Source organism: Haloferax sp. Atlit-4N (assembly GCF_003383025.1).
In the GTDB taxonomy this organism is placed as follows: Archaea; Halobacteriota; Halobacteria; order Halobacteriales; family Haloferacaceae; genus Haloferax; species Haloferax gibbonsii.
This window is the reverse complement of the sequence record NZ_PSYY01000002.1, coordinates 865046-876749: the sequence shown is the minus strand read 5'-3', so window position 1 is coordinate 876749 and position 11704 is coordinate 865046. Positions and strand designations below refer to the sequence as shown.

Genomic DNA, 11704 nt, shown 5'->3' with positions numbered 1-11704 from the left:
ATGGCCATCGTCTTCGGCCTCGAAGCCGTCGACATCCTCGTGCTCGTCATCGCCTCGTTCGCGGGCGGGATGTTCGGCGCGTCTCTCGGGGCGCTGCCGGCGTTCATCTTCACCGGTATCATGGTGCTCGTCGGCGAGGCCGGCAACGTCGTCTCCACGGAGTTCGTCGGGGGCGGGGGCCTCGTCGCGGACGCCGCGGGCGGCTACGGTGCCGGCATCGTCGGCCCGCTGGCGTTCGGCCCCGTCTTCGGCCCTCACGTCGCCTTCGCGGGCGGCGTCGCCGCCGCGGCCTACGCCGCGAAGAACGACGGTATGCCCGCGCCCGCCGACGGCGACTACCACCCCGCGAAGGACATCGCGTACGCGCTCGGCACCCGGCCGGACATCCTCGCGGTGGGCGGCGTCTTCGGCGTCATCGGGATGGCGATTCGTCAGACCTCTGCTGGCCTCGCGCTCCCGCTCGACCCGCCCGCGGTCGGCGTCGTCCTGACCGCGCTGCTCGCCCGCGCCGTCTTCGGCTACGAACTCGTCGGAACCCCCCGCGGCAAGGGCTTCCTCGACGTGTCGCCGTTCGAGACGGGCACAAAACGCGAGGCGATGACCGACGGCGGGACCGCCACCGGCGGTTCGTACCGTCTCGCGGTCGAGCCGTGGCTCCCGCACCAGTACAAGTGGAGCGGCGTCGCCGCCGTCGGAATGGCCGTCGGCATCCTCAGCGCGTACATCTTCGCGCGCACGGGGAGCCTGTTCATCCCGTTCGGCATCTCCGCGACGAGCCTGCTGTTCTTGAATCTCGGCGTCGAGAAGATTCCGGTCACCCACCACATGAGCCTCCCGGCGACGTTCATCGCCAGCATGGCCATGCTCGACGGCGCGAGCGTCCCCGTGGCGCTCGTGCTCGGCGCGGGCTTCGGCGTCCTCGGCGGCGTCCTCGGCGAGGTGTACGAGCGCGTCTTCTACGCCCACGGCAGCACCCACTTCGACCCGCCCGCGGCCTCCATCGTGACGACCACGTTCGTCCTCGGCCTGCTCGCCATCGCGGGCGTCTTCACCACGGCCGGCGCGGTGCCGCTGCCGTGAGCAGTCAGAACTGATATACCTCCCATTTCGGAACTATCATCCACGACATGGACATCGAAGCGAGGATCAAACGTCGACAGCGCCGTGACGGTGAGCCTCGCCTCCTCGTCGACTACGATTCGCTCTCGCCGGTCGCGCACATCGACGACCCGGTGAACTGCGGGCCGGTGTTGGAGCGACTGCTCGACTACCTCGACCCGGTGTTCGACGGCCACCTCCCGCCGAACGCCTACGTCTACGGCCCCAAAGGGTCGGGGAAGTCGGCGGTGGTGACGGCGCTTTTCGACCGCCTCGTCCGCGTGTCGAGCGTCAACAACGCCGCCATTCACACGACGACTCGCGTGCAGGCGACGTTCGCGCCGCGGTTCGTCTACGTCGACGCGCGCGAGACGACGAGCGCGTTCGCGTTCTATCACGCCGTGCTCGACGCGCTCGTCGACGAGTCGGTGCCGAAGCAGGGCATCAAGACGGAGGCGCTCCAGTCGCGGCTCAAGGAGACGCTCGACGGCCCGCAGACGGGAGCCATCGTCGCCGTCGACCACCTCGAAGAGCCGGGAACGCTCGACGGCGAGGCGTTCGTCGAGCTCTGTGCCGGACTGCCGAGCAAGGTCAGTTGGTTGGCCATCGGGCGTTCGTCGCCCGACGAGACGGTGCTGACCGACTACACGGCCGGCGAGATTCAGTTCGAACCGTACCAGAGTCAGGTGCTCATCGACGTGCTGATGACCCGGGCGTCGTCGGCCGGGTCCCAGCGGACGCTCGACCACCGACTCGCGCGCGACATCGCCGAGTGGGCCGACGGCGACGCCCACGACGCGCTCGCGGCGCTGTTCGGCGCGGCCGACGAGGCGACTCGGAACAGACACCAGAGCATCACCGCCGCCGACACCGCCGCGGGAATCGCCGCGGTGCCGCGCCCGTGCGTCTCGCTCGGCCGCGTGTTCGCGCTCCCGGAGAACCGCCAGCAGGTGCTTCACGAACTCCTCGCGTTGCGCCCCGACCAACAGCAGTCGGTGCGGGCGACGAGCCAGCACATCGCCAAGTCGGTCGACCTCTCGGCGGCGACGGTCAAGCGAATCCTCTACGAACTCGCCGAAGACGGCATCACCCGTCGGGTCACGGCCGAGCGCGTCGACCGAAAGGGCCGGCCGCCGAGCCGACTCGAACCGCGGTTCCCGACGGTCGTGTTCGAACGACTGTTCGCCGCGCAGTAATCTGTTCGAACGTATCTGTCTCACAGACGCCACGGAAATTGATAACAGAACTGTGATCAGTAACTGCGAATCAGTAATTCAATTAGAACAAACATTGCCCAAACGGTAGGCACCGTTAGCAGGTGGATGACTGCGAATACGGTGCTCGAACCATGTATAAATCGACGTGACGGTTCATCTTGACTGCGCCACTCGATCAATTTCCCGATGAGAACTGCGATGACTACGAGAGGGAGTCCATAGCCAAACAGGAGTACTGGGACTGCGGGGCCGAAGAAGGAAGGGCTCGCAGGAATTCCACCAATTCCGGCGAGGACAGTTCCTGCGGTGAATAGAACCGCTAACTGTCCTAGTACACTGATGAGCGTGAGACTTCCCGTTGAAAGCGGTGCCGGTGTCTCGTATCGGGCAGCGAGTACTCGAATACAGTAGGCGATTGCTGCTGAACTACCGAAGAGACCAATCAGTGCCACGAGAGGGAGAGTTGTAATGAACCCAGGCACCCCACCTGTTGACATAATTATTTCTTCTTAGTTGATATAATATGTCTTCTGGGTACCCCTTGGTGGAACAAAATGCAATACGTAGTTTAGTTCTGCCAAGCCCCGAGAGATAACCGCTGAGTAGAAAAACTGTACGTAGCGATTTGAGCTGCCCATATCGAGTGCTGAACTCATAGCCGACTCGCGCCCTGTATTCAGCACGAGTCCAACAACCTCCACCAGCGGAGGATTTCAACAGCGCCCGAGTCGAAAACCCGCCGCAAACCCCGTCGTCGGCGCGGTGCAACGCTTACGCTCGGGGACAGAACTATACTCCGTCCACGGAATCTGTAGGTAATGACGACCACCCCGACGCCCGTCCGCGCGCCGCCCGTCGGCGTCCCGTCGAACCGCTTCGACGCATCCGCGACTCCGCAGGGTGTATCGAACGCATGACAGACGAATCGAGTCGGGAGGACGACGTGGTCGACGCCGTCGTCGAGACGCTCTGTGCGGCCGCGCCGTCGATTCGGGCGGGCCTGCCCGGCCGGCGCGTCTACGAGGAGGGCACGAACCCGAGCGGCGAGCGCCAACTGGAAGCCGACACCTACGCCGACGAACTGCTGTTGAAGCGGCTTCGTCCCCTCGACGGCGTCGGCGAGTACGCCAGCGAGGAGCGCGCCGACGTCATCGACATCGGCGAGGGCGTGTCCGTCGCGCTCGACCCGCTCGACGGGTCGACGAACCTGAAGCCGAACAACGTGATGGGGACGCTCTACAGCGTCTACGACGAACCGCTCCCCACGGGCGGCGAGAATCTGCTCGCCGCTGGCTACATCCTCTACGGCCCGGTGACGACGCTCGTGGCCGCCCGCGACGGCGTCGTCAGCGAGTACATCCTCGAATCGGGCATCAAGCGCCCGCTCCGCGAGGAGTTGACGCTGCCCGACGACCCCGCCATCTTCAGTTTCGGCGGCCGCGTCAACCACTGGTTCGACGAGTTCGAGGCGTTCGCCAGCGAGACCGAGCGCACCGAGGGCATGAAGCTCCGCTACGGCGGCTCGATGATCGGCGACGTGAACCAGATTCTCCACTACGGCGGCGTCTTCGCGTACCCCGCACAGACCGACGCACCGAGCGGGAAACTCCGACAGCAGTTCGAGGGCTTTCCCATCGGCTACATCATCGAGTGTGCGGGCGGGCGGTCCTCCGACGGCGAGGCGTCGCTCCTCTCGGGGACGCCCGACGGCATCCACGACCGCGTTCCGGTCTACATCGGCAACGACTCGCTCGTCGAGTCGCTGGAAGCGCGACTGGGCTGACGGTCCGACTCACGCGGTGGCGGAGTCGCGGTCCGATACGAGCCAGACTCACCGACACCCACCGAACTGAGCAATGCGCTCGATAGCGCGGCGGTGGCACGTCCGTTCCGACCGCGGATGAAATATATGTATAGTTAGTATTAAATTCAGATTTCACTTGGGGACTCATTCTCTAGAATACAATATCTTCGACCGTGCTCGGCAGCCAACTGTCGAGGTGATTTGAGACATAGAGTATTGTTCAAAATATGGCTCATTACCGAAGCCCGTGTGAATTCCACTTGAGGGAGGAAAAGACTCGGTTAAAACAGCCTATACGCGTGTAAAACCGACACTTCACGAGGTTTTTGCTCACGTGGTCGAATCGAGTCGGTCAGGGTGTCGGGACTGAGTCCGATACCGGTGGCCGACGACGAACGAGGCGTCGTACGGGTGACTGTGGGCCTCTGACGGGAGTATGGCAACGTACTCAGGACGGTTTCGCGGTGTCCGGCCAATTTGGCGCAAGAAGCGTCCCATCCAGTACTATTGTATAATAAAATCAATACATACTCATCACATCTGAACATAATTGACGAGGTGATCGCCCACCTTGCTGTTATCTCAGCTGAGTCGCTCCGCAGTCAGCAGACCGATAGTCAAATGTAATAAATTTGCTATGGTGTGTCTATGTCTCCTTTCTTTACATAAATAACCGCTTCCTGGAGTGCGCGGAGAACTCCTGACTGGTGTCTCCAGGGAGCGGTTGGGTCCTTTGCTGGTTTGACGCATTCAGCGGCGGTCGGGTGTCGCGCAGTGATTCGTTTCTCGTGAGACCAGCCATTCGTCCCCACCGAGTGCTCAGCGCCGTCGCCAGTACCGCGTCAGTCCTCTACGGAGCGCTTCGTACAGAGCCAAAAGCCGCCGCCAAACCCGACCACCGTGACCGCAACGAGGCCAACGTCGACGAGCGCGATCGCGTACGCGGCAGTCCCCGGTTCGAGATACAACAACGAAAACCCGAGCAGGAGCCCCATCACGATGCCGATTGCGACGAACAGCGGGAACCGGTCACGTTGGTCGCAGATCACGTCGACAACCGTCTCTAGCCGTGTCATACGGTATCGTATATTGCACCGATTATCAAGCTCCCGATTCGACCGATACCGGTCAGGTTCCGGTCGAGATGGAAGGGCGGGTTCGCACCGGCGACCAGCGAGTGAGGCGGAAGCGACAACCACCCATTCACATCAGTCATCGTCCTCCGTCAGCGGGTCGCTATCCCAATAGGTGTGGTTCGGGTCGTCTCTGAAGCAGGCGACGCGATGGCCAGCGGCCTCACCGGACTGTTGGAGTTGTGGGGCCACCTCTCGGCACGCCTCACGTGCTTCGGGACAGCGTGTGTGGAACCGGCACCCGCTCGGTGGGTTGACCGGATCCGGGATGTCTATCTTCCGCATCGGCGGCTCACCAGCCTCACCCGACTGTCGGGACAAGTTCGGCGTCGCCCAGCGGAGGACGTTCGTGTACGGGTGACTGGGGTCGCCGATGAGTTGGTCTGCCGGCCCGACTTCGACCAGATTTCCGAGATACATCACCCCGATTCGACCGTCCCCGTGTTCTGCGAAGTACCGCGCGTTCGAGAGGTCGTGCGAGACGAACACGAACGAGGTGTCGAACTCCGACTGCAAATCGAGCATCAGGTCCATCATTTCGACCCGTAAGGAGACGTCGAGTGCGCTGATGGCCTCGTCTGCGAGGATCACGTCGGGATTCATCAAGAGCGCGCGAGCGAGCGCCACGCGCTGTTTCTCTCCGCCGCTGAGCTGGTGTGGGTACCGGTCTGCGAAGTCCGCTGCGGGGTTCATACCGACGCGCTCGAGAAGCGCGTGAATCCGCTCGCGGCGTTCGCTGGCCCCGACCGCTGGGTGAGTGAGCTTAATCGGCTCTGCGAGGATGTTCAGAATCCGTCGATTAGGGTTGAGCGAACTCCCGGGGTCCTGATGAATAATCTGGAGCGACGACCGAATCTCGTCGAACGGTATCTCTCCGTTGCCGTCTTTGGCGGCCCAGATGTCCTGTCCCTTGTACGTCACCGTCCCGCCCGTCGGCCGCTGGAGTCCGATGGTCGTCTTGCCGAGGGTGGTCTTTCCGCACCCGCTTTCCCCGACGAGTGCGAGGACGTCGTTCTCCTCGATGTCGAGCGAGACGCCGTCGACCGCTTTGACCACGTCTGGCTCCTCGAAGAGGTCGAACAGTCCTTGCTCTGTTTCGAAGTGGACTTCGAGGTTTTCGAGTGAGATGAGTGGTTCGTCGAGCGGGTCGGACCCGCTCGACGATTCGTCGGCACGGCTCACGACCCACCACCTCCCGAGACCGGAACGGTCTCCTCGGAACGGTCGAAGTGCAGCGCAATCTCGTCTCGTGCGTCTTCCGCGTAGTGACAGGCGACGGCGTGGCCGTCGTCGAGTTGCGTGAACGCCGGGTCTTCAACTCGGCACTCTTCGGTGGCGAGTGGACATCGCGGTGCGAAGGCGCACCCCTGTGGAACGTTGATGGGTGCCGGACTCTGTCCCTCGATCGGTCGCATCTCTTCGAGCGGTGCTTCGATGTCGGGCGTCGCATTGAGCAACGCTCGCGTGTATGGGTGTCCGCTATTCGCGATAAGTTGCTCACGGTCGCCGACCTCGATGAGTTGGAAGGCGTACATGACGGCCATCCGGTCGGCGAGTTCGGCGACCAGCGGCAGGTCGTGGGTGATGAACACCATCGTCAGGTCGTACTTCTCCTGTAAGTCCTGGAGGAGCGTCAGAATCGAACGCTGCATCAGGAGGTCGAGTGCGGCGGTCGGTTCGTCCATCACCAGCACTTCGGGTTCGAGAACGAGCGACAGGGCGATGAGTGCCCGCTGTTGCATCCCGCCGGAGAGTTCGTGCGGGTACGACGTCAGCACGCGCTCCGGGTCGAGGTACAGGTCAGAGAGGAGTTCACGGGCGAACTCCATTCCAGACGTGACGTCGGCGTCGTGGGCCTTCAGCGTCTCTCTGAAGTGCCCGCCGATCTTCATCGTCGGGTTGAACGAACTCATCGCGCCCTGGAAGACCATCGACACCTCCTCCCACCGGAACTCCCGAAGTTCGTCGTCGGAGAGTTCGAGCACGTCGACTGTGGTCCCATCGTCGCGGTGGTAGCGTATCTCACCGGACAGTCGTCCGGGGTCGGGGATGGCGTCCAGCATCGAGTCGGCGAACATCGACTTGCCGCTTCCGCTCTCGCCCACGATGCCGAGAATCTCGCCACGTTCGATAGACATGCTCACGTGGTCCAACACGTACGTCTCGCCTCCGTCGTACGTGACGGCCGCGTTGTTGATCTCGATGATTGGGTCGTCTGTCGTCATAGTTGTCGTCGTGGTCGTCGTTTCGCGCTGTTTGGCAGTCATCTACAGTACCTCCGTCATGCCGGTGTCTTTCTCGTCGGCCGAAGCAGTCGACTCAGACTCCCCCGTCAGCCGAGTGCGGACACGCGGGTTGAACACGCGGTCCATCCCCTGACCGAGGAGGATGAGGCCGACCGAGAGGCCGATAATCGCGGCCATCGGGACGAGAAGCCAGTGTGCGGCACTCCAAGAGAACAGGGCACCACCATTGTACGCGAAGTTCAGGGTGACGCCCCAGTTCTGGTCGGAGTACGGCAACACGCCGAGGAAGAACAGTCCGATCGATGCGAACACGACGTACCGCGCGGCGAACACGAAGTTGACCGTCACGTACGGCATGATGTTCGGAATCACGTCCTTCAGGATGATTCGCGGCGTGCTCACGCCCATCGTCCGGGAGGCTTCGACGTAGTTGTTCTCTCGAATCGTCAGCACCTGTGAATGGATCGACCGGCCGAGGCCAGCCCAGTAGTTGATGTTGATGACGATTCCGAGCAGGATCGGGTTCTTGGGATTGAACGTAATCGCGAGAATCATCACCAGCGGGAGCCCGGGGATGGCCATGACGAAGTCCGATATCGACATCAACGCGCGTCCGACCGAACCGCCCTTGTACCCAGCGACGGTCCCGACGAGGACGGCGATACCGGTCGCCCAGAGCCCACCCGAGGTGACCATCAGCAAGATGTCTGGAGTCGAGTGGATGATGAGTGCGGCGAGGTCCGTCCCCGACGCAGTCGTCCCGAGCGGGTACTGCATGTTCTCGAACAGCGTCAGGTACCGAGGGGCCTGACTCGTCGAAGGCGCTCGCCAGAGACCGAGGACGGCCACGAGCGCCAACGACACGTAGAACCCGATGATGAGCAGTCCGAGTCGGGTTCTGCTGTCCGACCACGCGACGAGCATCGGTTTCAGGACGGTTTCCTCGTAGAACTCTCGAAGTCGCTCCGCACGAGTCACCGTCACCGACGACGAGGCCGACCCTCGCCAGTCGACGCCGGCACCGTCGGTAACCACTGCGCTGGACTCCGCCGCGCTGGACTCTTCTCTCTCAGTACGCTTCATCAGAACCTCCGGCACTGATTCGCGGGTCGATCTTGCTGTAGGTCAGGTCGGCGATATAGACGCCGACGATGAGCGCGACGGTGATGATGAGGAACGTCGCCATCATGAGCGGGTAGTCGTTCGCCTTCAGCGCGGCGAACATGTAGTAGCCGAGTCCGGTGTACGAGAATATCTGCTCCAGAATGACGGTCCCCGACAGGCGGAATCCGAGGAGCAACAGGAACCCGGTGTACATCGGAAGGATGGCGTTCCTCGCGACGTACCGAGTCGCGATTCGGCGGTCGGGGAGCCCGCGGAGTCTCGCGACCCGGACGTAGTCGTTACCGAGCACCTGGATGCTGTTCCCGCGCATGGCCAACGCCTGCCCGCCGATCCCGCCCAGCGTGTACGAGAAGATGGGCAAGAGACTGTGTTCGAGCGCGCTGAGCACGAACGGGACGCTCAGTTCTTTGTCGACGTTGGTCCCGACTGTCCCCGCCGTCGGCAACCATCCCCACTGGTACGCGAAGACGTACAGCGAGATGACGGCGACGACGTAGAAGGGGACGGACATGAGGCCGATCGAGAGGCCACTGAACGCCTTGTCGAACCGCGAGCCTTCCCAGTAGGCCTGTAACGACCCGAGGAAGATACCGACGGCGAACATGAGAATCGTCGACACCAGGACGACGAACACCGTCCACGGCACCGCTTCGGCGATGACCTGCGCCACCGGTTCGCCCAGCGAGATCGACTCGCCGAAGTTCCCCTGCGCGACGGCGCCCATGTAGTCCAGGTACTGCCGCCAGAGCGGCGCGTTGGGGTCGATGTTCTGGAGGTTCGAAATCCGGGCGTCGACCTCGGATGCCGGAACGCCCTGCCGAAGCAGTTGCGCGCGCAACTGCGTGAAGGGGCCGCCCGGAAGGAGGCGAATCAGCCCGAACGTGAGCGTCGCGACCGCGAAGATGGTCGCGAACACCCTGGCCGTCCGACGGACGTAGTAGTTACTCATGGTTACGTTGCTCCACTTCGATTATCGCTCGGCCATGAGCTGTCCCTTGCGCGGGAGCCACTCGCTTGGCCACTTGATCGCTCGGTCGTCGCTCCCTTCCGCCGGGATGTCCCACTCGTCGGTGGTGAGCCACGACTGTTCGAGCTTCGCGACCAGCCCCAGTATTGGAATGTTCTGGTTGTGGTGCCACGCGACACGCTTGATGAGTTCCTCCGTCGCGGCTCGGTCCTGCGTGGTCGAAATCTCCTGTGCCACCGAGAGTGGGTCGATAGTCATCTCGCCGCCGTCCATCCCGGGGACAGTCTGTTCGCCCTCCGGGAAGTTGTGGCCGCCGTCGATGTCCGGGTTCGTGAGCTGCCAGCGGAGCGGGAAGTACGGGAACGACGACCGGGCGCCACCGGGCAGCCAGTAGAACGCGCCGATCTTGAAGTTGGATTCGATGTAGCCGCCGAAGAAATCCCCCGTCGGCTTCTGGCTGATTTCGAAGTCGAAGCCGAACGCGTTCAACTGGTCGACGACAGTGTTCGTCGCCGTGGTCCAGTCCGTCCAGCCAGCGGGGGTGTAGTACGTCCCACCGAGGGTTCGACCGCTGCTGTGCGTCCACGTGCCGTCTTCCTTCGAGTAGCCGGCCTCGCGGAGGAGCGCGGCGGCTTTGTCCGTCTGCGACGCCGCCATGCCGTACCCCTCGAAGGAGTCGTACGCGTCACCGAGCCACGATTCCTGGTCACCCGGGGCGATGCCAGTCACCTTCGGTGCGGGCGCTTTCGTTCGCGGCCCTGCGTTATCAACGACCTGCTGGCGGTTGACGATGTGAGCGACGGCCTGCCGGACGTTTCGCTTCCCGAAGTCGGGGTCGTCGTGATTGAACAGGACGCCGTACCCCCACTTCGCAGAGATGGTGACCTCTTCGACGGAGTCGGGGAAGTTGCCGACGATCTTCGGCGGCGCGAAGAGGCTCGTGACGAAGTCGAGTTCGCGGCCCATCAGGCCCTGTTGGAGTGCGGTGTTGTCCGCCCGCGAGAGAAGCGAGATGCCCGCGAAGTTGATGTTTTCAGCGCCGTAGTATTCGGGATTCCTCGTGAGTTCCCACGACTGCTTCGACTTCGACGCGACCGAGAAGGGGCCGCTCGCGACCACGTCTCCCTCGTATTTGAACTGCTGGAGCTCCTCGGCTTCTTTGTCGAGGAACTGTTCGAAGGTCGGATGGTACGCGAACAGTCGGAGTGAGCCGTTGGCGAGCGTGTGTTTGATGACCTCCGGGTTGGACGGTCGCTTCAGGTTGAGAACGACGGTCTTGTCGTCGTCGCCCCGTTCGACGCTCTCGGTGAAGTCCCAAAGCGACGTGTTCATCTTCTTCATCAGGCGGAACTGCGTCAGGACGTCACGCGCGGTCACGTCCTCGCCGGTATCCCACAACAGGTCGTCCCGGAGCGTGAGTGTCACCGTCTGGCCCTCGATGGACCACGAGTCGAGCGCGGCTAACTCGAACTCGCCGGTCGAGAAGTTGTAGGCGGCGAACCGTTCGAAGACGAAGTTCCCCGCTCGTGGGTCGTAGTTCTGCGTCGCTTCCGGGTTCAGGTGGAGGTTCGTCGGCACACCGTTGTTCGTGGCACCGACCATCTTCTTGTCGAGGACAGTCGTCCCACTCGTCTCGGAATCGTCACCGCCTGCATCGTTCCCGTTGGACCCGGTCGTGTCCCCGTTCGACCCACCGTCGTCGGTCGTTCCCCCTCCGGTGGACGCACCACTACACCCCGCAAGGGCTGCGATTCCGGTTGCCCCGGTTAGTTCGACGAAACGGCGCCGGCTAATCAAGTCGCTAAAGCGGTCAGTACTGTCTGACATGGCGTACTGATAACAAACCACAGTCATTGTTAATAAATATTTGGTTAGGTGTAGCAGATGGCTGTTGTGACAGTTCTCCCAAGAGGGCCACACCGAACACGTCGGCGTCGGAGAACACGGCACAGTCACGCTCTCGTCGCGAAACACGGCCGTCTGAGCGACGCTCGTCACGCGTTGGCAAATGTATAAGTAGTAGCGGCCTTCTCTTCGCCGTATGCAGTCAGAAAGCAAGCATCCCCCTTACAGAGATGAGACTCTCCCGACCGAGAAGCGCATCGAGGACCTTC

At 62.6% G+C, this 11704-nt stretch carries 9 protein-coding genes; 3 read left to right on the top strand and 6 right to left on the bottom strand.

The window, feature by feature from the left end; all coding sequences use genetic code 11:
• The 3 genes from C5C07_RS13530 to C5C07_RS13520 all read left to right on the top strand — a co-directional run bounded on the left by C5C07_RS13530 (position 1) and on the right by C5C07_RS13520 (position 4098).
• Positions 1-1080 (top strand): hypothetical protein, encoded by a 1080-nt coding sequence (locus tag C5C07_RS13530; protein WP_004976060.1) that lies wholly within the window; start codon positions 1-3, stop codon positions 1078-1080.
• 47 nt (positions 1081-1127) lie between these two features.
• The gene (locus C5C07_RS13525) at positions 1128-2294 is read left to right on the top strand and encodes a Cdc6/Cdc18 family protein (RefSeq protein ID WP_004976059.1); all 1167 of its coding nucleotides are present in this window, start codon (positions 1128-1130) and stop codon (positions 2292-2294) included.
• Positions 2295-3228: 934 nt separating this feature from the next.
• On the top strand, positions 3229-4098 hold the full coding sequence (locus tag C5C07_RS13520; protein WP_004976056.1) for a class 1 fructose-bisphosphatase: 870 nt from the start codon (positions 3229-3231) through the stop codon (positions 4096-4098).
• 863 nt (positions 4099-4961) lie between these two features.
• Here C5C07_RS13520 and C5C07_RS13515 read toward each other — a convergent pair.
• The 6 genes from C5C07_RS13515 to C5C07_RS13490 form a co-directional block, all read right to left on the bottom strand.
• Positions 4962-5195, bottom strand: coding sequence for a hypothetical protein (locus C5C07_RS13515; RefSeq protein WP_004976054.1), 234 nt, complete (start codon positions 5193-5195; stop codon positions 4962-4964).
• A 132-nt stretch (positions 5196-5327) separates the two neighbouring features.
• A complete protein-coding gene (locus tag C5C07_RS13510; RefSeq protein WP_115805276.1) occupies positions 5328-6434 on the bottom strand; it encodes an oligopeptide/dipeptide ABC transporter ATP-binding protein in 1107 nt (368 codons plus the stop codon).
• Positions 6431-7477, bottom strand: a complete 1047-nt coding sequence (locus C5C07_RS13505) for an ABC transporter ATP-binding protein (protein ID WP_199522748.1) — start codon at positions 7475-7477, stop codon at positions 6431-6433. The genes C5C07_RS13510 and C5C07_RS13505 overlap by 4 nt, the downstream gene beginning before the upstream one ends.
• A gap of 42 nt (positions 7478-7519) precedes the next feature.
• Positions 7520-8581, bottom strand: a complete 1062-nt coding sequence (locus tag C5C07_RS13500; protein WP_394324755.1) for an ABC transporter permease — start codon at positions 8579-8581, stop codon at positions 7520-7522.
• Positions 8568-9572 (bottom strand): ABC transporter permease, encoded by a 1005-nt coding sequence (locus tag C5C07_RS13495; protein WP_004976045.1) that lies wholly within the window; start codon positions 9570-9572, stop codon positions 8568-8570. The genes C5C07_RS13500 and C5C07_RS13495 overlap by 14 nt, the downstream gene beginning before the upstream one ends.
• 21 nt (positions 9573-9593) lie before the next feature.
• A complete protein-coding gene (locus tag C5C07_RS13490; protein ID WP_115805274.1) occupies positions 9594-11192 on the bottom strand; it encodes an ABC transporter substrate-binding protein in 1599 nt (532 codons plus the stop codon).
• Positions 11193-11704 lie beyond the last annotated feature (512 nt).

Coding starts and splice junctions, on each gene's coding strand:
- C5C07_RS13500 (WP_394324755.1), bottom strand. CDS start 8,581: ATGAAGCGTACTGAGAGAGAAGAGTCCAGCGCGGCGGAGTCCAGCGCA.
- C5C07_RS13515 (WP_004976054.1), bottom strand. CDS start 5,195: ATGACACGGCTAGAGACGGTTGTCGACGTGATCTGCGACCAACGTGAC.
- C5C07_RS13530 (WP_004976060.1), top strand. CDS start 1: ATGGCCATCGTCTTCGGCCTCGAAGCCGTCGACATCCTCGTGCTCGTC.
- C5C07_RS13490 (WP_115805274.1), bottom strand. CDS start 11,192: ATGGTCGGTGCCACGAACAACGGTGTGCCGACGAACCTCCACCTGAAC.
- C5C07_RS13495 (WP_004976045.1), bottom strand. CDS start 9,572: ATGAGTAACTACTACGTCCGTCGGACGGCCAGGGTGTTCGCGACCATC.
- C5C07_RS13505 (WP_199522748.1), bottom strand. CDS start 7,477: ATGACGACAGACGACCCAATCATCGAGATCAACAACGCGGCCGTCACG.
- C5C07_RS13520 (WP_004976056.1), top strand. CDS start 3,229: ATGACAGACGAATCGAGTCGGGAGGACGACGTGGTCGACGCCGTCGTC.
- C5C07_RS13525 (WP_004976059.1), top strand. CDS start 1,128: ATGGACATCGAAGCGAGGATCAAACGTCGACAGCGCCGTGACGGTGAG.